Raw genomic sequence first — 24,645 nt, 5'->3', positions numbered from 1 at the left:
ACAGAATGTACATACAATAATTATTAATCTTGTGAATAATGAGTAAATGAGTTAAAATGACTATAGATACCCTTACTAATAATAACTAAATCTGCTTTAACTCTTTATCCCAAGTATCTTACTCGCTGTTGACCACCCTAAAGATGAAAGGATAATTTTTTTTGGACATAAATAACGTAGAACGTTTTTTTTCTGTGCTGAATGATTCCACAGAACTCATCAGAAAAGAGCTTGATTCAACATATATTGAAGCCCTGATCGAAACAGGTGAGAATATCCTGGATGACGGTGATATTCATGTGGAGAATGGTCTGCCCGGGGAAGAGGTTCAAAAACAGTTGAATGATATATACAGTCGTTTGACATTGACTGCATTGACTCTTGAAGAACGAAAACAGGCCATCCAGCTTATTCTGATCAAAGCAGCCAAGGAAGACTTGCTTCAGCCGAACCATCAGCCAACTCCAGATGCCATCGGTATCCTTTTCAGTTATCTGATCGAACTTCTATACGATTTCGACCAGCCCGCCCATATAGCTGATTTATCGGTCGGCACTGGCAACTTACTGTATACACTATTCAGTAATCTGGACTCCTCTAAAAATAAAATGAGATTCACAGGTGTGGACAATGATGACCTGCTTATATCGTTAACGTCGACATTAGCTGCATTACTGGGTATGCCGATCGAACTGATGCATCAGGACGCGCTTCAGCCTTTACTGATGGATCCTGCAGACATCATGCTTTCTGATTTACCTGTAGGGTATTATCCGATAGAATTAGAGGGTAATACTTTCAGTACTTCATTTGAGGAAGGCTACTCATATAGTCATTTTCTGCTGGTAGAGCAGGGCCTCAACTATTTAAAAGAAGATGGCCTGGCTTTTTATCTCATGCCTACGAGCACGTTTGAGTCAGAAGAAGTTAAAGGACTGCTTTCATTTATTCAGAGTATAGGATATGTTCAGGGATTCATTCATCTGCCCAATGAATGGTTCAAGAATGAACATTCCAGAAAATCGATACTGATAGTTCAGAAAAAAGGAGAAAAGAGTAGACAGGCTAAAGAAGTGCTGATCGCTACTTCTCCAAGCTTATCCAATAAAGAAGCGTTCAAAACCTTCTTAATGGATATTAAGAAATGGAAAACGGAACAAGGGATTAAATAAATTAAAAGGAGCATATATAATATGTCAAAGACAATTGCAATTAATGCTGGAAGCTCAAGTTTGAAATGGAAACTTTTCACTATGCCGGAAGAAAACGTACTGGCTTCAGGAATCGTAGAGAGAATCGGATTGAATGATTCGATCTTTACGATCAAATACAATGACGGCGAAAAATTCGAACAAGTTGTCGATATCGCTGATCATGAAGTGGCAGTTGAAATGCTTCTCGAACAGTTGAAAGAATTGAACATCTTAAGTGACTTTAATGAAATTACTGGTGTTGGACACCGTGTTGTAGCTGGTGGAGAAATTTTTAAAGATTCAGCTCTAGTAACTGATGAAGTTATCAAGCAGATCGAAGACCTGTCTGAATTTGCTCCGCTTCACAACCCGGCTAATGCTACTGGAATCAAGGCTTTCCGTAAAATTCTTCCAGATATTACTAGTGTAGCTGTATTTGATACATCCTTCCATCAGACTATGCCTAAAGTTAACTACCTTTACAGCATTCCAATGGAGTATTATGAAAAACATAATGCACGTAAGTATGGTGCACACGGAACAAGCCACAAATATGTTGCTGAGCGAGCTGCTGAACTGCTTGGCAAACCAATTGAAGACACAAAAATCATTACGTGTCACTTAGGTAACGGCGCGTCTATCACTGCAGTTGATGGCGGAAAATCAGTAGATACATCTATGGGATTCACTCCACTTGCAGGAGTGACTATGGGAACACGCTCTGGAGATATTGATCCTTCGTTACTCCCATTCCTTATGGAAAAAGAAGGAATCGAATCAATCAATGATATGATCTACATTTTAAACAATGAATCCGGCCTTAAAGGATTGTCTGGTATTTCAAGCGACATGAGAGATCTTGAAGATGCAGAAGCAACTAATGAAAAAGCAGCACTGGCACTTCGTATTTTTGAAGATCGTGTCAGAAAATATGTCGGATCTTACGCAGCAACTATGAATGGCGTAGATGCTATCGTATTTACTGCAGGAATTGGAGAAAACGGATCAGATACACGTAAAAATGTGATCGATGGACTGACTTTCCTGGGAGCAGAAATCGATGATGAGAAAAATAATGTACGTGGAAAAGAAAGAGAAATTTCATCTGATTCTTCTAAAGTTAAAGTGTTCCTGATTCCTACAGATGAAGAAGTCATGATTGCAAGAGATGTAGAAAAACTCAGAAACAGCTAAATTCAAAATAATATAAGAAAATCTGTCTGAGGAACTCAGGCAGATTTTTTTGTAGACAATAACAGCTATGGTAGGGGAAAAGAGTATTAAGGCACAAAAAGAGAGCCCTGGAGAGGTTTAGTTAGCCTCATCCAGGACTCAATTACTATAAATAATATCAGAAGATACATCAGTCGAGCTTGTTATCCAGATCTGTACGGACGATCATGACATCACAAGCTGCCTGTCTGATGACATATTCAGAAACCGAACCGACAAAAATACGTTCTACAGCATTCAGTCCTGTGGCACCAAGCATGATCAGATCAATATTCTCAGATTGAGGAATCTGTTTAGCAATCATGACTTTTGGAGAACCGTATTCCAGGACTACCTTTACATTATCCAGACCTTTTTCTTCAGCATACTTTTTGTATTCGTTTAAAGTGTTCTTGGCTTCCACTCGTGCGTTATCAGCGATTGACCCATCAAAGGTAGAAAACGACTGATAAGCCCGGGTATCGATCACATGAGCCAGCACAAGTTGGGCATTATTACGTTTGGCAACTTCGACTGCTTTCTTGAAGGCCTTTTCTGCCTGAGTAGATCCATCGATTGCCACCAATATAGACTTATATTCCTGTAACATTCTATCCACGTCCTCTCTTGTTCTATATACTGATTATACTAAAAAAAGCCTGACAATAGCTAACAGAAACGATTAAAGAATGGATAGATATACAAAAAAAGAGCGAAGAATTAATCCTCGCTCCGTCTCATACTAAGTATAAGAAATCCGATGGTGCCGGTAGAATGCCAGTTTAGGTTGAACCCGCTAATGGCAGGTGGGCTTCACCAGAAAAATATCTGACTTCCAAGTGATAAGGCATGTCATCAATTCTTCCTTTAGAATCCCAGTGTTTTAATACAATGTTCGGTCAACACAGTAGTTTGGCATCGCGTACACCTCAGAATTCTTATCTTTATATTAGCACAGGGGGTACTTTTAGTCAATACAGATAGCTCGTCCCAGATAATAATTACTTACTTATTGTCAAACTTTTGAAGCTGTTTGTTCAAGGCTTCCTCGAATTTGGATGTCAGGACTGGAGCGTAATATTCTCTGCTTTTGATCGTGTCAGGAAGATACTGCTGGGAGATCCAGTGGCTTTCAAAATTATGCGGGAACTGATAGCCAATGCCGCTTCCTAGATCTTTTGCTCCTTTATAATGAGTATCTTTCAGATGAGCCGGTACATCTCCTGTTTTTCCCTCTCTAACATCTTGTAATGCCTGATCGATCGCGCTGATCGCACTATTTGATTTAGGAGACAGGCACATTTCGATGACAGCGTTGGCAAGAGGGATTCTGGCTTCGGGAAGCCCAATTTTTTCAGCCGCTTCTGTAGCCTGTACGGCTCTCGATACACCTGCAGGATTTGCCAGACCGATATCTTCGTATGCGGTGACAATCAGTCGTCTGATCACCACTTTCAATTCACCAGCCTCCAGAAGGCGTGCCAGGTAATGAAGGGCTGCATGCACGTCACTTCCCCGAATGGACTTCTGAAAGGCTGAAATTGCATTATAGTGAGCGTCTCCATCCTTGTCATGAGTCAGAGACTTGCGCTGAAGGCATTCTTCTGCGATATCCAATGTAATAACGGTCTTTCCATTATCATCAGAATCAGTAGACTTCACTGCCAGTTCCAGTGCATTCAGCGCACTTCTTAAATCGCCATTGGTCACCCTTGAGAAATAATTCAATACAGAGGGAGAAATATCTATAGATTCAGATCCCAGTCCGTTTTCTTCGTCAGCCAGTGCCCGTTCCAGTGCCGAGGTGATCTGCTTTTCAGACAAAGGTTTTAATTCAAATATTTGAGACCGACTTCTAATCGCAGGGTGTATGGATATATACGGATTTTCAGTAGTCGCCCCAATCAGTACGATTCGACCATTTTCAAGGTGCGGAAGAAGAAAATCCTGTTTAGGTTTATCTAGACGATGGACCTCATCCAGCAGCAGAACAACTGTACCGCTCATTTTAGCTTCCTCAACCACTATCTGCAGATCTTTTTTGGAATCTGTGGCAGCGTTCAGAGTGCGAAAGGCATACTTAGTTGAACCGGCAATTGCACTGGCAATACTTGTCTTACCTATTCCGGGAGGGCCATATAAGATCATGGATGACAGCTGTTTGGCCTTTACCATCCGCCAGATGATTTTTCCTTCTCCTACAAGATGTTCCTGACCGACAACCTGACTGATCGTGGTCGGACGCATACGGTAGGCTAGTGGTTTGTTCATAAAAGGCTCCTTTATCACGTGAGTTATATAAGTGACTAAAGTATAGCATGTTTTGACACTGTTTTAAACAATATAGAACAAATGTTTGTTTGTGGGCTTCTTTCTTTTTTCTAGGTTGACACGTAGCTTTATGATAAGATAGTACTTGATATTAGTAAGTAAATCACTCAGTAAGGAAAGATTTGAATGAATATAAAACAGACAGTTATTGATAATCAGTTACAGGAACTATTTAAAAAAGGCTCGTTTGGAATTGAAAAGGAAGGGTTGAGAACTACAGGACAGGGCAATTTGGCGCTTAGCCTGCATCCTTCGTCATTTGGAAGCCGGAAACATCATCCGTACATTCAGACGGATTTCAGTGAATCTCAGCTGGAACTGGTGACTCCACCTCAGAATACACTTAAAGAACAGTATAAGTGGCTTGAGGCTCTTCATGATGTGGTCAATCGTACAATCGATCCTGAAGAGTTTGTCTGGCCGTTCAGTATGCCTAGTCGACTTCCTGATGAGAAAGATATTCCGATTATCAAAGTCGATGACAGGAAAGAAATAGAGTACAGAGAGCAGCTAGCTGAAAAATATGGAAAGAAAAAGCAGATGATCAGCGGTGTACATTACAATTTCTCATTTTCATATGATTTTATTGATGAACTTGCCAGTATTGCTGAGACACCAGAAAAGCTGACCAGCTGGAGTAATGATCTATATCTCAAAATGTCCCGCAATTATTTGAGATACCAATGGCTCCTGACTTACTTATTCGGTGCATCACCAGTTTCCGACGACACGTTTTCAAGTGAAGATTCAAGGCAGTACTATAGAAGTATAAGAAACAGTCCATTAGGCTATCACAACTCCTTCAGCAACAAAGTCTCCTATCAGGGCATTGAGGAATATGCCAGAGACATTGAACACCTGGTGGAAGAGGGAACATTGATAGAAGAACGTGAATATTATGGCTCAGCCCGACTGAGAGGAAAGGGGAAGGCGGTCCGTAACTTGATAAGCAACGGGACACGATATGTGGAATTTCGTTCATTCGACCTCAATCCATTCTCGAGACTGGGATTCTCTTATGAGCAGTCTCTGTTTACCCATCTCTTTCTGATGACCATGGTCTGGATGGATAAGGAAAGTACGACAGAGGATATCAGAACCGGTGCAGAAATGAATGAACACACGGCGCTGGAAGACCCCTTTGAGTTCTCTCGATTCAAAGAAGAGGGGCAGTTCCTGCTTAACATGATGAAAGAGACTCTAAATGCGCTGCATTTGAGCAGTGAGTACGATGCAGTCCTTGAGACGGCACACATGCTCTTGGACAATCCTGAACAGACATTATCTGCACGTATCGTTAAAGAACTGGAGAATGGGCGTTCCTTTATTGATTACGGGATTAAGCTGGGTCAGCAATATAAAGAGGTCTCCTTTGAGAAGCCGTTTCTAGTCAAAGGCTTTACTGAAATGGAAATGAGTACTCAGCTGCTCTTGTTTGATGCATTGAAACTGGGGATTGAAACGGAACTGCTGGACAGTCACGATCAGTTTTTAAAGCTGACTTACGGAGACAAGACCGAATATGTGAGAAACGGCAATATGACGTCTAAAGACACCTACATCTCTCACTGGATCATGGCGAATAAGACAGTTACCAAGAAAATTCTAAAAACTTATGGATATAGAGTGCCTCACGGAGAAGAATTTGCATCAATAGAAGATGCTATGAATGCATATAGCCTGTTTGACCGGAAAGCAATCGTCGTCAAACCTAAAAGTACCAACTATGGGCTGGGTATCTCCATTTTTAAGCATCCTGCATCATATGAAGCTTATTCAGAAGCTGTGCGTCTGGCTTTTGAAGAAGATGGACAGATTCTGGTTGAAGACTACATTGAAGGAACAGAGTACCGGTTCGTTGTGATCGATGATAATGTAGAAGCTGTTCTGCTGAGACAACCTGCAAATGTAGTTGGTGACGGCAGACAGACGATTGAACAACTGATTAAGAAAAAGAATACGCATCCTTACCGAGGAATCAAGCACCGTGCCCCTCTTGAAAAAATCAAAATGGGGGAACTTGAGCGACTGATGCTCAAAGAACAAGGCTACACATTCGACAGTATTCCGGCTGAAGGCGAACGCGTACTGTTGAGAGAGAATTCCAACATTTCAACTGGTGGAGACTCTATAGATATGACTGACGATATGGACGAGTCCTATAAGAAACTGGCAGTAGAGATGGCTAAGGCCCTGGAAGTCAAAGTCACTGGTCTGGACCTGATCATTCCTGATATCACTAGACCAAGTACCGAGGATAAGCCAGGATATGTCGTCATCGAGGCCAATTTCAATCCGGCTATGCATATGCATGCGTTCGTTCAAAAGGGTAAAGGGCGTAATCTGACCAGAAAAGTCATTGACATGCTCTTTCCATCTATCGACCTATCTTAAAACTGGAAGGGATATAAAATGAACAACTATATTTATCTTGATCATGCGGCAACGACTCCTGTCAGACCGGAAGTGATCGAAGCCATGACTGAAGCAATGAAGATGCATTATGGAAATGCATCGAGTATTCATCAGATTGGCCGGACAAGTAAAGGTCTCCTGGAAGAAGCTCGGGCCACATTTGCTGCAAGTATCAACGCCTCACCAAACGAGATCGTCATTACGAGTGGGGGCACCGAAAGTGACAATATGGCTGTAGTCAAAACAGCAGAGAAATACAGCTATAAAGGAAATCATATTATAACAACAAACGTTGAGCACCCAGCTGTCAGGCGCCCGTTAAACTATCTGAAAAGTCTGGGCTTTGAAGTCACTGAATTAGCAGTGGACAAAACAGGCCTCATTAGTCCTGAGCAAGTGAAGGCAGCAATCAGAGAAGACACGATACTGGTGTCTATCATCTATGGAAATAATGAAATCGGCACCCTTATGCCGATAACTGAAATTGGACAGTATCTTGATGGGCTTGACCATAAAGTTGCCTTTCATACGGATGCCGTACAGGCTTACGGGACCGAAGACATCGATGTCAAAGAACAGAAAATCGATCTCCTTTCAGTTTCATCCCATAAGATAAATGGCCCTAAAGGTATCGGGTTCTTGTTCATCAGTGAGGACCTGCCTATATCTGGCATGGTGCTCGGAGGAGAGCAGGAAAATAAACGCAGAGCAGGAACAGAAAACATCCCAGGCGTAGTCGGGTTCAGAAGGGCTGTAGAAATCAGGCAGACTGACAAAAAAACGATTAGAGAGACATACCAGACATTGAAAAGCAAATGTCTGGATGAACTGGATGCTTCTCGTATCGATTATGCAGTAAATGGATCAGTCGATTATAGTCTGCCGCATATTTTAAGTCTTCACATCAAGGGGGTTCCGGCAGATAAACTGCTGATTCATCTTGATCTGGCTAGAATCGCAGTTTCTATCGGATCAGCTTGTTCTGCTGGAAATGTCGATCCTAGTCCAGTTCTCGAAGCTCTTTATGGCACGGACCATCCGGCAATTTCTGAGACGATTCGATTGAGTTTCGGCTATGGGGTTACTGAAGAGGACTGCCAGACGGTTGTAGCGAAAATAAAAAAAGCAGTTGATTTTTTAGCTGAAACGTAAAATAATAGAAGTATAACGAGTGTCAGGGAGGATGTCGCCAATGGCTACACAGAAAAAAGACGGTCTGCTGGGAAGCAACACACATTACTCAGTCAATGAAGAGGCAAAACGCTACACGCTGAAAGACAATGGTTTTATGGAAACAAAAAACGGGTCGTTTCAGTATGAGCGGACTTTGAGTATCCATGCCGTAGATAAGAAAGCTCCAAAATTAAAAATCGTTATTTCAAAGGATTTAAGTGAACTGAAACTATCTGCAGTAACGGCTAACGGACTGAAAAAGATCGATCTCTATAAATCAGATCAGCTTTCAGATGAAAGAACATTTGCAGAAAACATCCTTAAGAGTTTAGTTGAAGGAAAAGTTCTGACTGTTGTAGACTAAATCAGTTAAGTAAAAAGGCCTGAGGATCATTCTGTGATCTTCAGGCTTTCCTTTTGGACAGAAGATGAGTAGTCTTTATGAATAGAGGAGCCGGATAACAGCAGTGATATTACTGTAAGCAATTATAGTCAGTCAGTACAAGAGCATTCTCGAGTATGTAGTCAAAGTAAAGCTGCAGCTGGGACATGTATATGGATATCTCTCACTGTAATGGAATATAATGAACGACACCTAGACAGTTCCTACTGACAGCTTACTGGTTTAAATAATTGTTTACTGTCGCTAGAGAGCCTCTAGTGACAGTCTTCCCTATTGAGGTAGGGATAAAATATAACTATGTCGCTTCTGGCGACATTTTTCAGCCCCTCGAATCTCTAAGGTATAACTAGATCGCATCTAGTTGTACCTGCTAGAAAGAAGGAGCCATACAAGTCCAGCTAGATAGGCTATAATGACAGCTAATCAAGCACGTAACGGAATAAACTGAAAAAAGAAACAACCTATTTAGGACAGTCATTATCAAAAGGCAGCATAATTCATAAGAATCTCCTAAAAAAGCCCAGGATCACTTGATTTCTTCTTTTTAGTAAGTATAATGGAACAGACTGGAAACTTACGAACCTTCAATTCGTGCAAGTGTACAGAATTTAATTGAAATGATGGTGAAGTGATGACAAATTCTAATAGCAATACTAGAGTAGTCGTCGGAATGAGTGGAGGAGTAGATTCCTCTGTGACGGCGTTATTATTAAAAGAACAGGGATACGATGTAGTCGGTGTATTTATGAAGAACTGGGATGATACGGACGAGAATGGAGTCTGTACGGCTACAGAAGACTATAAGGATGTCGCTTTGGTAGCGAACAAAATCGGCGTGCCCTATTATTCAATTAACTTTGAAAAAGAGTACTGGAACAAAGTCTTCTCTTACTTCCTGGAAGAATACAAAAGCGGGAGAACACCCAATCCTGATGTCATGTGTAACAAAGAGATTAAGTTTAAAGCTTTTCTGGACTACGCTATGAGCCTGGGTGCTGACTATGTGGCTACTGGACACTACGCCAGAGTCAGACGCGAAGAAGATGGAACGACGCATCTGTTAAGAGGAGTCGATTCCAATAAAGATCAGACTTACTTTCTTAATCAGCTGTCACAGGATCAGCTGTCCAAAGTGATGTTTCCTCTTGGGGAAATGGACAAAAGTGAAGTCAGAAGAATCGCTGAGGAAGCAGATCTGGCGACGGCCAAGAAAAAAGATTCGACCGGGATCTGTTTTATTGGAGAAAAGAACTTTAAGGAATTCCTGATGAACTATCTTCCAGCTCAGCCTGGACAAATGGTGACTGAAGATGGTGAAGTAATGGGGCAGCACGATGGATTAATGTACTACACGATCGGTCAGAGAAAAGGATTGGGCATCGGTGGGAATGGAACATCTAATGAGCCCTGGTTCGTTATTGGTAAAAATCTTGAAACTAACGAGCTGATCGTTGGACAAGGCTTTACTCATCCGCACTTGTATGCGACTCATCTGACAGCCAGCCAGTTTTCGTTTACAACGACTCAGGAGCTGCCTGAGACATTCGACTGTACAGCTAAGTTCAGATACCGTCAGACAGATGTAAAAGTGACGGTAGACTGGAACAAAGAAGATAATACAGCTGTTGTCACATTCGACGAACCGGCCAGAGCGATCACTCCCGGCCAAGCCATTGTCTTTTATGATGGAGACGTTTGTCTTGGAGGCGGTCTGATCGATAAGGCTTATAAGGAATCCGAACTTCTTCAATATATTTAAGACGTTTTAAATGAGACCATGAGAAACTGACAGTCCCTGCCTGATTATAGTGTCAGGAAAATACTGGACCAGCTTCTCCTGGTCTTTTTATGCTTTAATTGTCTATTATTCCAGGACCTTTACCTACAACATGATCTCATCATTTATGATAGAGGTGAAATAAGGTATAATTAAAAGCGAACTTCGATGAGAGGGGGAGACTTGAATGTATTTTTTTGAAAAGCATGGGATGGATGAGACTCAGACGTTTAATTATGCAGAACTGGTAAACAGTTCTTTCCCATTACATTTTCATAGAGCCTATGAAATTATCATCGTTGAACAAGGGGAAATGACAGTTAAAATCGAGGGGAAATCTTATTATCTTACAGAGAATGAAGGAGTCTTCATTTTTCCTAATCAGCTCCACGAACTGATTACTGAATATCAGTCACGCTGCAGACTTCTGATTTTTTCTCCTGAAATGGTCAAGGACTTTTATTCAATGTACAAGCACGCCATTCCTGATAACAATAAACTGTCTTTAAATGCGGGTATTGAAAAGGAAAACCTGACATCTGTTTTCTCACAGAAAAGTATTCTTTATAAATTCTGTGACGAACTTACACGCTCCACGACGTTCAGTCAGCGTATTCTTCCGTCAAAAACAAAAATCATTCAGACGATTCTCCTTTACATTGAGGCGCATTACTATGAGGACTGCACACTCAAGACGGTTGCTCAAGACATTCAGTACGACTATGCTTATCTATCCAAGCTTTTTTACCAGTATACCGGTATGACTTTTACTGAATACCTGAACCGGTACAGAATTACTCAGGCAGTTTATTTTTTGAACAGCACCGACCTGCCGGTGAAGGAAATCGCACTTCAATGCGGCTACAATACATTGAGAACATTCAACAGAAATTTCAGACTTTACCAGTACCGTTCACCGACTGATTACAGAAACAAACGGTAGACGGTTGAGTGGACAAGTTGTTATTATTTATATTACATAGAGAGGAGGGATCGGTATGCAGCAGAATCTTTTTAATGATGAGAACGAGCATTATGTCATGGGTGAAGTATTATCCATCTATTATTCCAATCCCTCAAATTTTTATAAAGTGATGCTGATTAGTGTGAATGAATCAAGTGACACGCTAAAGGAAAAGGAACTGGTTATTACGGGTAACTTCGGTCAGATTCAGGAAGGGGACCAGTATAAATTTATCGGCAAGTGGACGGATCATCCAAAATATGGGGTTCAGTTTCAGTCGTCCAAATATCTGAAAGAAAAACCGTCCAGTGAAGAAGCGATCGTCGCTTATCTGTCAAGTCCACGATTCAAAGGAATCGGTAAAAAGAGTGCACAGGCTGTGGTTGACCATCTAGGGGTTCACTGTATCGATAGAATCCTGGAAGACGAGTCAGTCTTGGACACTATCCCAGAACTGAACAGTAAAAAAAGGCAGCAGCTGATCACTGTGCTGGACAAGGAACAAGGGATGCAGAAAATCATCATTACCCTGAATGATTTCGGCCTCTCCAACCAGCTGGCATACAAGGTATATCAGCGTTTCGAAGGCAACACGTTAAGCACGATACAGAAGAATCCTTATATCCTGATCGAAGAAATTGAAGGTATCGGCTTTAACCGTGCGGATGCAATCGCAGAAGAGATGGGAATCGAAGGTGATTCGCCTGAAAGGATCAAAGCGGGCGTCTTATATACGCTGGAAGAACAGACGATGAAAAGTGGGGACACCTTTGTCGATGCGGAGTATCTGCTGAAGCATACGATTGAAATCCTTGAAAAAAGTCGTCCGTTCCTGATTGATCCCGACAAAGTTGCAGAAGTCGTGATTGAACTGGTGGAAGGTCAGTCTGTCATTAAAGATGAGACCCGTTTTTATCTGCCATCTCTTTATGCGTCCGAGTGGGGCATTGCTAATGCATTCGACCGACTGCTTGATGGAGATGATTCACTTGCTGAGGATGACAAGCGTATAGACGAAGCCATAGATCAGTTTGAGTTTAGACGAAGCATTACTTTGGGAGAGTCTCAGAAAAAAGCTGTCCGAGATGCCCTGAAGTCTCCAGTATTTGTGCTGACAGGAGGACCAGGAACAGGGAAGACCACTGTTCTTGAGGTCATTGTTTCTGTTTTTGCTGAGCTGAATGACCTGAGTCTGGATCCGGATGATTACAATGGTCAGCCATTTCCGGTTCTGCTGGCTGCACCAACGGGACGAGCAGCTAAACGAATGAAGGAAACCACTGGCCTGCCTGCATCCACTATCCATCGTCTGCTCGGGCTGACTGGATCTGATGATGAAGAAGAGCTGCAGGAATCAGAGAAAGTTTTAAAAGGCTCATTACTGATTATCGATGAGATGTCGATGGTTGACACCTGGCTGGCTTATCAGCTGCTTAAAGCTGTCCCTGACGGGATGAAAGTGATAATGGTCGGAGATAAGGACCAGCTTCCTTCTGTAGGACCAGGTCAGGTACTGAAAGACATTCTCGACAGTCAGGCAATTCCTTTTCAGGAACTGACAGATATATACCGACAGGGCGTTGATTCGTCCATTGTCACACTTGCTCATGAGATAAAAAAAGGCGCTCTGCCAGAGGATTTTAGTGAAAAGAAACAGGACCGCAATTTCTTCGCCTGTAGTACTCAGAAAGTTCAGGACGTCGTCACTCTACTGGTTTCAAAAGCGATCGAAAAAGGATACACTTCTCAGCAGATACAGATACTTGCGCCTATTTACAAAGGAGCAGCAGGGATCAATGAACTCAACAAGCTTCTACAGAATCTGTTCAACCCCGGATCTAAACGGAAAAAAGAAGTCAAGCAGCCTGATGGCGTCTACCGGGTAGGGGATAAGGTCCTTCAGCTTGTCAATGATCCTGAAAGAAATGTGTTTAATGGGGACATGGGATACATTGTAGGAATCATATCTGCCAAAGAATCAGAACTGAATGCTGAAGAACTCGTCATTGACTTTGATGGCACAGAAGTGTCTTATCCCCGAGCTGAATGGAACAAGATAACGCTGGCTTACTGCTGCTCTGTCCATAAGTCACAGGGCAGTGAGTATGACATGGTTATTCTGCCACTGGTTTTTGGCTACGGCAGGATGCTGAAAAAGGATATTGTTTATACAGCAATCACCCGGGCCAGTCAGACACTTCTTTTGTGCGGTGAGCGTCAGGCATTTGAAAAAAGTATCACTGAGCACACGACATCCCGGAAAACATCGCTTGCGATGAGGCTTTCGTCACTTTCTGAGGAAAGCAGTGAGTTAAAAGAAGATAACTCAGATGGAGAACAAGAAAATGTAGAAAAGAATACGTACATTCTTACTCCTGAAGCTGTTGATTCGTTCAGCATCGATCCAATGATCGGCATGGAACAGTGTCAACCATAATAATAAATGATCCCCCCTGCGTCTGGCGTTCCAGTTCGTAGGGGGGATTATGCAGAAGGTCAGACCCAGAAATATTGTTTAACCGTATCTATTTTAATTGAGCGAGTATACTTGTCTATAAGTTCGCCATCACGCTGACCGTACTGAGGCGTTTCGAATAGCAGTGTACATGACTTAACTCTGTAACTATGCATCTTTTTGTGAGTTAAATGAGATTCTTTGGATAATATTCTATATAGAATCTGAAGAAGTTCAAGGAAGCTGACTTTTTCTGCGATCACGATATCGATGTACTCATCTTGAGGATCAGCCAGGGGATGAATGGGAATGCCGCCACCAAAATATTTATGATTTGCACAGACAATAAGAAGGACTTCATCGAACGACAGATCCAGACGCTCGCTATGAATACTTAAAGGAAATGATTTCTGAGCAAAATAGGCTGAAAGAACCGACAGTAAATAGGAAAATTTTCCAGTAGTCTGCTTATTTCGATTTTTATCGAGTTTAGCGATAACCATGCCATCAATGCCAAAACCCATACTGTTTACTGCAACAAGTTCTTCGACATCTGAAACCCCAGTAATAATATCAAGCTCGGTTTCCTCGTTTTTAGAAAGAATCCGTTCTAGAGAGACCTCAATCGATCTGGACAAGTCATGAGAACGCGCAAAGTCATTACCTGACCCTGTAGGAAGATAGGAAACGGCCCGCTGACGGTCTGACTTACTGACGCCTTCAACAACTTCATTTAGCGTACCGTCGCCCCCTACAGCGATAATCAGACAGTCTTCAGCCAGCTCATCTGAGAATGTATGGGCCAGTTCGACAGCATGCCGCTTGTATTGTGTAGTATGTATTTCATAAGTAAGAGAATACCTTAGCATATGTTCACTGATTGCTTTTTTTGTGTGTTTGCCTTTTCTTGAAAACTCGTTAACTATGAAAATAAGATGAGTATAATTGCTAGCCATTTCAATCACCAACTCTATTTGATATAGCTATAGTATACGTTAAAATAAGAATATTGTAAGGGAATATTGATTATATTAAGAAATTTTATATTATGAACTGATACTGGTTGTCACTTCCTTGCTCAACGTGTTAAAATAGGCCAGTTGCAAACAATATGATCAAATATTTATTTAGGAGGAATAAAATGTTACGAGTAGCAAAACGATACACATTAAGTGCGGTGGATTATGTCTATATCATCTTCGGATCGTTTCTGACAGCTATTGCATTCCAGGTCTTTCTGCTTCCCAATAATATTGTATCAGGTGGCATATCTGGATTATCAATTGCGGCCAATGCCATGTTCGGATGGAGTCCAGCGCTGTTCCAGTATTCACTGAATATTCCGCTGCTCGTGCTCTGTTTTGTTCTTCTGGGAAAAGCTGCCGGATATAAAACGATTCTCGGCAGTCTGCTTCTGCCTTTCTTTTTGAGTTTCATAGGCCATTTCCCGGCCCTGACTTCGGACCCGCTTCTGGCGGCATTGTTCGGTGGGGGACTGACTGGACTTGGTATCGGAATCGTCTTTCGGGCCAAGGCGTCAACCGGGGGAACGAGCATTATTGTTCAGATCCTTTATCAGTTCCTGCATTTTCAGCTTGGGCTCAGTACCATCATGGTAGATGGTCTGGTCATCCTGATCGCTCTGCTGGTTTTTGATGTAGAGACAGTCATGTACTCACTGATTGCTCTGTTCATCGTTTCTCGCACGATCGACCTCGTACAGCTCGGCTTTAACAGAAATAAAAATGTATTCATTATATCTGATAATCCACAGGATATTAGAGAAGAGATTCTGCATACGATGCAGCGCGGGGTTACAAATCTGGGCATTCGCGGAGGATATGGAAATACTGACAAGGACATGCTGATGGCTGTTATCCAGGAAAGAGAATTCACCCTGCTCAAAGAAACCGTGCTTAAAGCTGATGCGGATGCATTCGTTGTAGCCATGCCGGCAAGCGAAGTGCTCGGTAGAGGATTTTCTCTAGAAAAATACTTTATTCACCATGAAACGGACTGGACAGATGATGAATAAGATAAATAACTGTTGGCTCAAGTATATTGACTGGAGACGGAAACTGCGCTATACTTTTATCAATTGAAAAGGCCATACTGAAGATGCAGCATGTTAGAGAGACGTTCACTTTGGTGAAAGAATGTCAAAAGTCTTTGGTGCTCCCTTTTTACACCGCATAAGAAATTATGCCGCTTTCTCGGCGTTAACGAGACTGAAGAGGTAATGACTGACTGAATAGAAGTTATTGCAAACAAGGTGGTACCGCGTAATCACGTCCTTGTATGCAGTAACTGTGTTCAGTCTTTTTTTATGGCATTAAAAATTGAAAGGACGAGAAGAATGAAACATTTATCTAGTACAGAATTGAGACAGATGTACCTTGATTTCTTTGAAGAGAAGGGACATAAGATAGAAAAAAGTGCATCACTGGTGCCCGTGGAGGATCCTTCTTTATTGTGGGTGAATTCCGGAGTCGCAACGATGAAGAAGTATTTTGACGGTACGATCAAACCTGAGAATCCTCGCATTGCGAGTTCACAAAAGAGCATCAGAACGAACGACATTGAAAATGTTGGCGTGACTGCTCGACACCACACCTTATTTGAAATGCTTGGAAACTTTTCAATCGGTGACTACTTCAAGAAAGAAGCAATCATATGGGCATGGGAATTTCTGACTGATGAGAAGTGGATGGCGCTTGATCCGGATAAACTTTATGTGACGATCTATCCGGATGATGAAGAAGCAGGACGAATCTGGAAAGAAGAAGTCGGACTGGATGCTTCACATATCGTTAAAGAAGAAGGAAACTTCTGGGACATCGGTGAAGGCCCGTGTGGACCAAACTCTGAAATATTCTATGACAGAGGTGAGGCTTTCAATGACCTTCCTGAAGGGCATGAAGAAAATTATCCAGGTGGAGAAAATGAACGTTGGCTAGAAATATGGAACCTGGTCTTTTCGCAGTTCAATCATAAACCTAATGATGTCTATGACCCGCTTCCAAACAAGAACATTGATACAGGGATGGGTCTGGAACGAATGTTATCCATTCTTCAGGACGCACCAACTAACTTTGAAACAGACCTGTTCATGCCTATTATTGAACGCGTAGAAACTATTTCAGGCAAGTCCTATAAGGATACTGCTGAATCCAAAGTCAGCTTTAAAGTAATTGCTGATCATGTGCGCGCACTTTCATTCGCAATCAGTGATGGGGCACTGCCTTCAAATGAAGGTAGAGGCTATGTCTTAAGACGACTGCTGAGAAGAAGTGTCATGCATGGCAGACGACTATCTATCGAAAAACCGTTTCTGTCTGAACTTGTCCCTGTAGTGGCTTCGATCATGAAGGAACATTATCCTGAAGTTGACAATGCTGTCGAGTTCATCTCAAAAGTGATATTGAATGAAGAGGAACGTTTCCTTGAGACATTGGCTGCAGGGCTGGACAAAGTAAATGAACTGGTCAGCACGTTAAAAGAAGCTGATCAGACGGTATTATCTGGAAAAGATGTCTTCCAGTTATACGATACATTTGGATTCCCAGTGGAACTGACTGAAGAAGTTGTGAGTGAACAGAACCTGACGATCAACTATCCTGAATTTGAAGAAGAAATGACTAAACAGAAAGAACGGGCAAGAGCTGCACGTCAGGCTGAAGGATCAATGGCTGTCCAATCTTCTCTGTTAAGCGATCTTAAAATCAAGAGTGAATTCACTGGGTATACTGAAGATGAAGAAGTCAGCAAATTGAACAGAATCATTAAAGACGAAGCTTTTGTTGACAGTGTGTCTTCCGGAGACTCAGTTAAGCTCATATTCAGTGCTTCTCCCTTCTACCCTGAGAAAGGTGGACAAGTGGGTGACAGCGGGCTGATATTGGACCAGAACAGCACCGTTCTTGCAGAAGTAAATACAGTAAAGTCCGGACCGGATGGACAACCTGTACACGTTGCTTCAGTCAGACAGACTCTAGCTGTCGATCAGGAATACAAACTGGTTATTGACAAAAAACGTCGCCGGCTGATTGAACGTAATCATACAGCTACTCACCTTCTACACCAGGCACTGAAAGACGTTCTGGGGGATCACGCTAATCAGGCTGGGTCATTGGTTGAAGAAAATCATCTGCGTTTTGACTTTACGCATTTTGGCCAGGTAACTGACGATGAGCTGAAGCAAATGGAACAGATTGTCAATGAAAAGATTCAGGAAAACCTTATTGTCGAAACAGTAGAGACTACACTTGAAAAAGCTAAAGAGCTTGGCGCAATGGCACTTTTCGGAGAGAAATATGGTAAGAATGTCCGAGTTGTCATGATCGATGACTTTTCTAAAGAGTTATGCGGAGGCACGCACGTAAAAAGTACAGCAGAAATCGGACTGTTCAAAATAACATCCGAGGCAGGAATAGGAGCAGGTACAAGAAGAATTACAGCTCTGACCAGTGAAGGCGCGTATCAGTGGATGGAAGAACAGCTGCGCGTATTGAATGAAGCATCCAGATTAATGAAAGTTCAATCCGTTAAAGAGGTTCCTTCCCGAATCGAAGGTCTGCAGAAAGAGCTGAAAGAATTGAATCAGGCCAATGAATCGCTGCATTCAAGACTGGCAAATGCACAAGCGGAAGAAGTATTCACCAATATCCAGGAAGTCGGTCAGGTAACATTTATCTCAGAAGAAATTAAAGCGAAAGACATGAATCAGCTGAGACAACTGTCAGACAAGTGGAAACAGCAAGGGTATTCCGATGTCCTTGTTTTAGGCTTGAGAAATGAAGAGAAAGTTAACCTGATTGTTTCAATGAACCAGAAAGCAGTCGGACTGGGACTTAAAGCTGGAGATCTTATCAAGGCAGTCTCTCCGTATGTTAATGGTGGTGGAGGAGGCCGTCCGGACTTTGCTCAAGCTGGAGGCAAAAAACCTGAAGGACTGGATGACGCATTAGCTGCAGTATCTGACTGGATAAACGGGCAGCTTGGTTAATAAAAAGTAATACTTTAACTTCTATTTGTTCCGACATGTAAATGATATCCAGATTACATTGTACTTTGACCTTATTTCTAGTAAAATATAATCAGATAGAAACTTATGAAAACAGTTCAATAAGTTTTTTTACGGAAAAGTATGGAGGGAACAAACAATGACTTCAAATGACCATACCGTTCGATTTAACGTTGAAAATGTTGACGAACACAGTGTAGAAGATACATTGAGAATAGTATACAGAGCGCTGGAAGAAAAAGGATACAATCCGATTAATCAGATTGTCGGGTATCTGCTGTCTGGAGATCCTGCGTATATTCCAAGACATAATGATGCGCGTAATCTGATAAAACGGCATGAACGTGACGAAGTGCTGGAAGAACTGGTTACTCATTACCTTAAGAGTGAGAAATAGATGAGGGTAATGGGTCTGGATGTCGGGTCCAAAACGGTTGGTGTAGCAGTCAGTGATCTTTTTGGATGGACCGCTCAGGGAATAGAAACGGTTCAAATCAGAGAAGCAGAAAATGAGCTGGGATTCGATCGTCTCAAAGAGCTGATCGCCGAATATGAGGTAGAGAAAATAGTCGTAGGTCTTCCGAAAAATATGGATGGATCGATTGGACAGCGGGCTGAACAGTCCTTGTCTTATGGCGAACAGCTTGAAACTCTATTTGGACTTCCAGTGATCTATCAGGACGAACGTTTAACCACCATGCAGGCAACCCGCATGCTGATTGAAGAAGGAAATACATCCAGAAAAAAAAGAAAAAAAGTAATAGATAAACTGGCAGCAGTGATGATTCTTCAGAATTATCTCGATCAGCAGTCAAAATAATCAAGGAGGCACAAACATGACAAATGACCATAACCACGATCACGAGCACGACCATGACCACGAGCACGAATATATTACAATCATAGATGAAGAGGGGAACGAGGATCTTTATGAAATTCTTTTCACTTTCGATTCTGAAGATTTTGATAAGTCATACGTTCTTGTCTTCCCGTCCGGCACTAGCGAAGGAGAAGAAGTGGAACTATCAGCTTTTTCTTATAAAGAAGCAGATGGTGGGCTGGAAGGTACATTGAGCGCGATCGAAACAGATGAAGAATGGGAAATGATTGAAGAGGTTCTCAATACATTCATCAGTGACGAAGAAGCTGATTAATTAGTCGAAAAATCAGGATGGAGATAAACTCCATCCTTTTTTTCTGAACTGAATAACAGGATATAGGTTAAATCTCTTTTATACTTGTGGGCACTTGCTACTCAAAATAAATCTTTCGCTTGTATTGCAATTTGTGTATAATGATAGAGATAACTTACACAGGTAAAGGATGGACAGTTTATGCCCAACAGACAATCTACTCAAACAGTAAGAAAAATTGTTCTGAGTATTGTTTCTATATTAATCATACTACTGATTATACTGGTGGTGTCGGGATATCATTATTACACGACTTCCCTGGAACCACTGGAAGCTGAGAGTAATGAAGATGTTCCTGTTGAGATCCCTATCGGGTCGTCAAGAACGGACATTGCACGTATTCTAGAAGAAAACAACATCATACGAAGTGCTTTTGTCTTTAATTATCATCTGAGATTTACAGGTGAAGAAGGGTTTCAGGCCGGGTACTATCTATTCTCTCCTTCAATGTCGACTGACGAAATCGTCACCTATCTACAGGAGGGCGGAACGCCGATCACAGAAGAGTCAACGGGCAGGCTTACTATTCCGGAAGGCTACACAATTGAGCAAGTAGCCATCGTCGTTGAAAATCAGACGGATTACAGTATCGAGGAATTTTTTGAACTGGTAGAAGATGATGCGTTTCTTGAAGCATCAGCGGAACGATATCCTCAATTGCTCGAAGGAGCGCTGGATCTTAGAGAAGAAACGCTCTATACCCTTGAAGGCTATCTTTACCCAGCTACTTATGAAGTATTTGCTGATACCACGCTTAATGAACTCGTGACCCAGATGCTTGGTCGAATGAACCAGGTCATGGATCAGTATTACGCTGAAATTGAAGAAAGAGAAACCACAGTGCATGAGATACTGACAATGGCCTCTTTCATTGAACGTGAAGGAATAACCTATGAAGACAGGGAGCTGATTTCAGGAGTTTTTTATAATCGCCTGGAAATCAATATGCCTCTTCAGACAGATGTCAGTGTCACCTACGCATTGGGAGAACACCAGGAAAGAATCACATATGATGATCTTGAAGTGGACTCACCGTACAATTTGTATGAACACCGAGGATTAGGTCCTGGACCGGTCAACAATCCGGATGAAGAGTCCATTAGAGCAAGTATGAATCCGGCTGAGACAGACTATATGTTTTTCCTGGCAGATTTATCAACTAGGAATATATATTTTTCTGAAACATACGAACAGCACCTTGAATATCAGAATGAATATTTAAGATAATTTAAAGGCATTGAGTTCACAAGAGCTCAGTGCTTTTCTTGAGAAAACTAACTAAAGAGACACAGGGAAGGAATTATAGTATGAGCGAAATGCACAAACCAATAGTCATAGGCGTAACAGGAGGGTCCGGCAGCGGGAAAACTAGTGTCAGTCAGGCGATATACAACTATTTTCCCGGAAAGTCCATCATGATGCTGGAGCAGGATTCTTATTATAAAAATCAGGATCATTTAAGTTTTGAAGAAAGACTAAAAACCAATTATGATCACCCATTTGCCTTTGATACTGATCTGCTGATCGAACATCTGAACGAGCTTCTGGACTATAACAGCATCGAGAAACCTGTGTATGATTATACAAAACACACTAGAAGTGGAGAAACAATCACTCAGGAACCTAAAGAAGTAATTATTCTGGAAGGCATACTTATTCTTGAAGATGTTCGCCTGAGAAACCTTATGGATATCAAGCTTTACGTTGACACAGATGATGATATTAGAATCATACGTCGAATCAAGAGGGACATCGAAGAACGCGGAAGAACCTTGGACAGTGTCATCGATCAGTATCTGACGGTTGTCAAACCTATGCATGCTCAATTTATCGAACCGACGAAAAAATATGCAGATCTGATCATCCCTGAAGGGGGGAGAAATCAGGTTGCAATCGATTTAATGACTACAAAGATTCATACAATATTTGAAGAGCGTGCCCTTTAATTAGGGGCGCTTAATTTTTAAAAATGCTTTACAACGTCATATGTTCGTGGTATCTTAGTTCCATTGAGAAATTAGTTGACAGCTCTTTCTTAAATTATTTTAACAATTGATTCCTAACAGTAAGATATAAAAGTATTTTTTATGAGGTGAATGTAATGATGACAGAAAAAGTCTATCCAATGACATTAGAAGGTAAAGAAAAGTTAGAAAAAGAATTAAATGAGCTTAAAACGGTCAAACGTAAAGAGGTCGTTGAGCGAATCAAAATTGCTAGAGGATTTGGAGATTTGTCAGAGAACTCTGAATACGAATCTGCTAAAGATGAGCAGGCATTTATTGAAGGGCGTATCAGCACGATCGAAAATATGCTTCAAAATGCGCAGATCATCGATAGCTCCAATTCCAAGGAGGGCGAAGTGACTCTTGGACGTTCAGTTATTTTTAAAGAACTGCCGGACGGAATCGAAGAAGAGTACACAATCGTCGGAAAAGCAGAAGCAGATCCATTTTCAGGAAAAATCTCTAATGAATCACCTATAGCTCAGGCGCTTTTAGGGAAGACAGTCGGAGATAAAGTCCAGATCAACACACCTGGCGGAACGATGGAAGTTGAAATCACAAACGTTTTTTAGTTATTAGGGCTGAAAGGAGAGACTGCCTCTTCTTTCAGCCCTTTTTTCATCCAACCTGAGACCGATTTTTAATAGAAGCTAGTGCTATTAAGTTGAGATTTAGATATACTGTAACTATAACAAAGAGGAGGGGAGCTGCTCATGAGTTCTTCAATTTACGGATCGATCATGATTTTACTTTTTGTCTGGCTGTTCTACCAGCTGTTTAATACGTGGATGCTTCTCCTGTTCTTTATTGCTGGATTGTTCTTTCTCCTGTTATATAAGTCGTCAAAGTCTGAGGACGGCAGAAAATCACAGTGGTTATGGATGAGTGTGGTGTTTTTTGCTCTGTCTCTTGTATTCACCAGTGCTTTCTGGGCGATCATAAGTGTGTTTCTGATTGTTGAATTCAATTCTGACAGTAAACTGTCCCGTACTATAAGAGATCCTTTATTTCGAAGAAACAAATATTGGCATGAGAAAGAGTTCGTGTCAGTAGAGTGGGATGAAGAAACGGAAACAGAGACGAAATTTACCAGAAACAGATGGTTCGGCGATGACACCGAAGGTAAAAAAGTATTCGAGTGGGACGACAAGAATTTTTCCAAGCTGATGGGAGATACGTTTTTCGATCTGGGCAACACGATTTTACCCAAAAAAGAGAATACGATTGTTATCAGAAAAGGGTTTGGAGACACTAAAGTCATTGTCCCTAAAGATGTCGCACTATCTATAGACATCAGTCTGGCTTTGGGAAAACTGGTTATCGATACAGAAGAATATGATCTTAAGAACGAAACAATAAAGTGGCAGTCTAAGGATTATCAGACGTCGCTTAGAAAGCTGAGGATCGTGTCCAATACGCTTGTCGGTGAAGTAGAGGTGATTTATTTATGAAAAAGTCTCTATCTTTATTGGCAAAATTTTTTATCATCTATCTGTTTACCCTAGTATTCATTACAATATTTATTCTACTTTCGCTATCAGAAAATCAGTGGATCACTGTACTGTACCAGGCCAATTTTATTGGTATTTCATTGATTGTTTACCTGATTTTATTCTCATTTTTACTGTCAATCAGCACGCTTACTTATTTGAGGGCTTTTGAACGAAAGAAATTGAGGAAAGTAGAAGAAGGACTTAGAATGATGAGTCAGGGGCATTATTCCGCATCAATTTTTTTAAATATGTACTCCTTGGACACACCGCTTCAAGTTAATGAAGAAGTTGACAGACAATTTCTGAAGCTGCACGAAAAATTAATGTTCATGGCTGATCAGGCCCTAAGAAATGCTCAGGAAACGGGCGGAGTGAGTAGTGAAACGAAAGAGGAAATACTGGAGCAGGAAAGGCATCGTATAGCCAGAGAACTTCATGACTCCGTCAGCCAGCAGCTGTTTGCCTCTTCAATGCTGCTCTCAGCAGTGAATCAGCAGATAGATAATTGCCCAGATAGCGTTATCAGACAACTCCAGATGGTTGAACAGACAATCAATGCTTCACAGACTGAAATGAGAGCGCTGCTTCTCCATCTAAGACCTATCCAGCTGGATGGAAAATCCTTGAAACAGGGGATTGAACAACTCTTGAAAGAACTTGGTGGCAAAATAGATATAGCTATTCACTACTCAATTGAATCGATTACTATGGCTCAGACTATGGAAGACCACTTTTTCAGAATCATACAGGAACTGTTGTCCAACGTACTTAGACACGCCAAAGCTAAAGAGCTGGAAGTTTATCTGACGAAAAATGGAGACACTGTTCAGTTAAGTGTTATTGATGATGGGGTAGGATTCGAGGTGGATGATAAGAAAGCAGGCAGTTACGGGCTACATAATATACGGGAACGAATTGAAGGCATGGGTGGAAACGTAAGAATCATTTCACTGAAAAATGTCGGCACACGAATTGAAATCAATGTACCAATAGTATGAGGAGGAAAA

At 41.6% G+C, this 24,645-nt stretch carries 21 protein-coding genes and 1 other RNA gene; 18 read left to right on the top strand and 4 right to left on the bottom strand.

Annotated elements, in window-relative coordinates; genetic code table 11:
• Nucleotides 1-161 precede the first annotated feature (161 nt).
• On the top strand, nt 162-1,172 hold the full coding sequence (locus tag BMX79_RS02860; RefSeq protein ID WP_091478939.1) for a class I SAM-dependent methyltransferase: 1,011 nt from the start codon (nt 162-164) through the stop codon (nt 1,170-1,172).
• Between the two features lie 21 nt (nt 1,173-1,193).
• Nucleotides 1,194-2,387: an acetate/propionate family kinase gene (locus BMX79_RS02855; RefSeq protein WP_091478938.1), complete on the top strand. Its 1,194-nt coding sequence runs from the start codon at nt 1,194-1,196 to the stop codon at nt 2,385-2,387.
• Between the two features lie 169 nt (nt 2,388-2,556).
• Here BMX79_RS02855 and BMX79_RS02850 read toward each other — a convergent pair whose 3' ends face one another.
• The 3 genes from BMX79_RS02850 to BMX79_RS02840 form a co-directional block, all read right to left on the bottom strand.
• On the bottom strand, nt 2,557-3,015 hold the full coding sequence (locus tag BMX79_RS02850; RefSeq protein WP_091478936.1) for a universal stress protein: 459 nt from the start codon (nt 3,013-3,015) through the stop codon (nt 2,557-2,559).
• Nucleotides 3,016-3,155: 140 nt separating this feature from the next.
• Nucleotides 3,156-3,344, bottom strand: a non-coding RNA gene (ssrS, locus tag BMX79_RS02845) — 6S RNA.
• Nucleotides 3,345-3,410: 66 nt separating this feature from the next.
• Nucleotides 3,411-4,676 (bottom strand): replication-associated recombination protein A, encoded by a 1,266-nt coding sequence (locus BMX79_RS02840; RefSeq protein WP_091478935.1) that lies wholly within the window; start codon nt 4,674-4,676, stop codon nt 3,411-3,413.
• A gap of 186 nt (nt 4,677-4,862) precedes the next feature.
• Between BMX79_RS02840 and gshAB the strand changes: the two genes are divergently transcribed.
• From gshAB to recD2, 6 genes are all read left to right on the top strand, one after another.
• Complete coding sequence (gshAB, locus tag BMX79_RS02835; protein WP_091478933.1) at nt 4,863-7,130, top strand: bifunctional glutamate--cysteine ligase GshA/glutathione synthetase GshB; 2,268 nt, start codon at nt 4,863-4,865, stop codon at nt 7,128-7,130.
• Between the two features lie 18 nt (nt 7,131-7,148).
• Entirely contained in the window at nt 7,149-8,303 is a 1,155-nt protein-coding gene (locus BMX79_RS02830; protein WP_091478932.1) for a cysteine desulfurase family protein, read from the top strand.
• A gap of 40 nt (nt 8,304-8,343) precedes the next feature.
• The gene (locus BMX79_RS02825; protein ID WP_091478930.1) at nt 8,344-8,688 is read left to right on the top strand and encodes a hypothetical protein; all 345 of its coding nucleotides are present in this window, start codon (nt 8,344-8,346) and stop codon (nt 8,686-8,688) included.
• Between the two features lie 670 nt (nt 8,689-9,358).
• Entirely contained in the window at nt 9,359-10,486 is a 1,128-nt protein-coding gene (gene mnmA, locus BMX79_RS02820) for a tRNA 2-thiouridine(34) synthase MnmA (RefSeq protein WP_091478928.1), read from the top strand.
• Between the two features lie 205 nt (nt 10,487-10,691).
• Nucleotides 10,692-11,447: an AraC family transcriptional regulator gene (locus tag BMX79_RS02815; protein WP_091478927.1), complete on the top strand. Its 756-nt coding sequence runs from the start codon at nt 10,692-10,694 to the stop codon at nt 11,445-11,447.
• A 55-nt stretch (nt 11,448-11,502) separates the two neighbouring features.
• Nucleotides 11,503-13,905, top strand: a complete 2,403-nt coding sequence (gene recD2, locus BMX79_RS02810; RefSeq protein ID WP_091478925.1) for an SF1B family DNA helicase RecD2 — start codon at nt 11,503-11,505, stop codon at nt 13,903-13,905.
• A 59-nt stretch (nt 13,906-13,964) separates the two neighbouring features.
• Here recD2 and BMX79_RS02805 read toward each other — a convergent pair whose 3' ends face one another.
• Complete coding sequence (locus tag BMX79_RS02805; RefSeq protein WP_091478923.1) at nt 13,965-14,879, bottom strand: diacylglycerol/lipid kinase family protein; 915 nt, start codon at nt 14,877-14,879, stop codon at nt 13,965-13,967.
• A 185-nt stretch (nt 14,880-15,064) separates the two neighbouring features.
• Between BMX79_RS02805 and BMX79_RS02800 the strand changes: the two genes are divergently transcribed.
• From BMX79_RS02800 to BMX79_RS02755, 10 genes are all read left to right on the top strand, one after another.
• Nucleotides 15,065-15,958, top strand: a complete 894-nt coding sequence (locus tag BMX79_RS02800) for a YitT family protein (RefSeq protein ID WP_091478922.1) — start codon at nt 15,065-15,067, stop codon at nt 15,956-15,958.
• A gap of 321 nt (nt 15,959-16,279) precedes the next feature.
• The gene (alaS, locus tag BMX79_RS02795) at nt 16,280-18,928 is read left to right on the top strand and encodes an alanine--tRNA ligase (protein WP_091478921.1); all 2,649 of its coding nucleotides are present in this window, start codon (nt 16,280-16,282) and stop codon (nt 18,926-18,928) included.
• Between the two features lie 157 nt (nt 18,929-19,085).
• Entirely contained in the window at nt 19,086-19,343 is a 258-nt protein-coding gene (locus BMX79_RS02790) for an IreB family regulatory phosphoprotein (RefSeq protein ID WP_091478920.1), read from the top strand.
• On the top strand, nt 19,344-19,766 hold the full coding sequence (gene ruvX / locus BMX79_RS02785) for a Holliday junction resolvase RuvX (RefSeq protein ID WP_091478919.1): 423 nt from the start codon (nt 19,344-19,346) through the stop codon (nt 19,764-19,766).
• A gap of 16 nt (nt 19,767-19,782) precedes the next feature.
• Nucleotides 19,783-20,100 carry a DUF1292 domain-containing protein gene (locus BMX79_RS02780; protein WP_091478918.1) on the top strand — a complete coding sequence of 106 codons (318 nt, stop codon included), beginning with the start codon at nt 19,783-19,785 and terminating at the stop codon, nt 20,098-20,100.
• A gap of 180 nt (nt 20,101-20,280) precedes the next feature.
• The gene (gene mltG / locus BMX79_RS02775; protein WP_091478917.1) at nt 20,281-21,366 is read left to right on the top strand and encodes an endolytic transglycosylase MltG; all 1,086 of its coding nucleotides are present in this window, start codon (nt 20,281-20,283) and stop codon (nt 21,364-21,366) included.
• An 89-nt stretch (nt 21,367-21,455) separates the two neighbouring features.
• The gene (gene udk, locus BMX79_RS02770) at nt 21,456-22,085 is read left to right on the top strand and encodes a uridine kinase (protein ID WP_371862051.1); all 630 of its coding nucleotides are present in this window, start codon (nt 21,456-21,458) and stop codon (nt 22,083-22,085) included.
• Nucleotides 22,086-22,243: 158 nt separating this feature from the next.
• Nucleotides 22,244-22,717: a transcription elongation factor GreA gene (greA, locus tag BMX79_RS02765; protein ID WP_091479046.1), complete on the top strand. Its 474-nt coding sequence runs from the start codon at nt 22,244-22,246 to the stop codon at nt 22,715-22,717.
• Nucleotides 22,718-22,858: 141 nt separating this feature from the next.
• Complete coding sequence (gene liaF, locus BMX79_RS02760) at nt 22,859-23,596, top strand: cell wall-active antibiotics response protein LiaF (protein ID WP_091478915.1); 738 nt, start codon at nt 22,859-22,861, stop codon at nt 23,594-23,596.
• Entirely contained in the window at nt 23,593-24,636 is a 1,044-nt protein-coding gene (locus tag BMX79_RS02755) for a sensor histidine kinase (protein ID WP_091478914.1), read from the top strand. Before liaF ends, BMX79_RS02755 begins: the two co-directional genes overlap by 4 nt.
• Nucleotides 24,637-24,645 lie beyond the last annotated feature (9 nt).

It is taken from the genome of Alkalibacterium pelagium (assembly GCF_900109325.1).
Classification (GTDB): domain Bacteria; phylum Bacillota; class Bacilli; order Lactobacillales; family Carnobacteriaceae_A; genus Alkalibacterium; species Alkalibacterium pelagium.
Note: the sequence above shows the minus strand (reverse complement) of the source record. Positions and strands in the feature narration are given on the sequence as shown.

What these genes read in the sequence shown, in the direction of transcription:
- BMX79_RS02855 (WP_091478938.1), top strand. Translation starts at nt 1,194, where the DNA reads ATGTCAAAGACAATTGCAATTAATGCTGGAAGCTCAAGTTTGAAATGG.
- BMX79_RS02850 (WP_091478936.1), bottom strand. Translation starts at nt 3,015, where the DNA reads ATGTTACAGGAATATAAGTCTATATTGGTGGCAATCGATGGATCTACT.
- BMX79_RS02840 (WP_091478935.1), bottom strand. Translation starts at nt 4,676, where the DNA reads ATGAACAAACCACTAGCCTACCGTATGCGTCCGACCACGATCAGTCAG.
- gshAB (WP_091478933.1), top strand. Translation starts at nt 4,863, where the DNA reads ATGAATATAAAACAGACAGTTATTGATAATCAGTTACAGGAACTATTT.
- BMX79_RS02830 (WP_091478932.1), top strand. Translation starts at nt 7,149, where the DNA reads ATGAACAACTATATTTATCTTGATCATGCGGCAACGACTCCTGTCAGA.
- BMX79_RS02825 (WP_091478930.1), top strand. Translation starts at nt 8,344, where the DNA reads ATGGCTACACAGAAAAAAGACGGTCTGCTGGGAAGCAACACACATTAC.
- mnmA (WP_091478928.1), top strand. Translation starts at nt 9,359, where the DNA reads ATGACAAATTCTAATAGCAATACTAGAGTAGTCGTCGGAATGAGTGGA.
- BMX79_RS02815 (WP_091478927.1), top strand. Translation starts at nt 10,692, where the DNA reads ATGTATTTTTTTGAAAAGCATGGGATGGATGAGACTCAGACGTTTAAT.
- recD2 (WP_091478925.1), top strand. Translation starts at nt 11,503, where the DNA reads ATGCAGCAGAATCTTTTTAATGATGAGAACGAGCATTATGTCATGGGT.
- BMX79_RS02805 (WP_091478923.1), bottom strand. Translation starts at nt 14,879, where the DNA reads ATGGCTAGCAATTATACTCATCTTATTTTCATAGTTAACGAGTTTTCA.
- BMX79_RS02800 (WP_091478922.1), top strand. Translation starts at nt 15,065, where the DNA reads ATGTTACGAGTAGCAAAACGATACACATTAAGTGCGGTGGATTATGTC.
- alaS (WP_091478921.1), top strand. Translation starts at nt 16,280, where the DNA reads ATGAAACATTTATCTAGTACAGAATTGAGACAGATGTACCTTGATTTC.
- BMX79_RS02790 (WP_091478920.1), top strand. Translation starts at nt 19,086, where the DNA reads ATGACTTCAAATGACCATACCGTTCGATTTAACGTTGAAAATGTTGAC.
- ruvX (WP_091478919.1), top strand. Translation starts at nt 19,344, where the DNA reads ATGAGGGTAATGGGTCTGGATGTCGGGTCCAAAACGGTTGGTGTAGCA.
- BMX79_RS02780 (WP_091478918.1), top strand. Translation starts at nt 19,783, where the DNA reads ATGACAAATGACCATAACCACGATCACGAGCACGACCATGACCACGAG.
- mltG (WP_091478917.1), top strand. Translation starts at nt 20,281, where the DNA reads ATGCCCAACAGACAATCTACTCAAACAGTAAGAAAAATTGTTCTGAGT.
- udk (WP_371862051.1), top strand. Translation starts at nt 21,456, where the DNA reads ATGCACAAACCAATAGTCATAGGCGTAACAGGAGGGTCCGGCAGCGGG.
- greA (WP_091479046.1), top strand. Translation starts at nt 22,244, where the DNA reads ATGACAGAAAAAGTCTATCCAATGACATTAGAAGGTAAAGAAAAGTTA.
- liaF (WP_091478915.1), top strand. Translation starts at nt 22,859, where the DNA reads ATGAGTTCTTCAATTTACGGATCGATCATGATTTTACTTTTTGTCTGG.
- BMX79_RS02755 (WP_091478914.1), top strand. Translation starts at nt 23,593, where the DNA reads ATGAAAAAGTCTCTATCTTTATTGGCAAAATTTTTTATCATCTATCTG.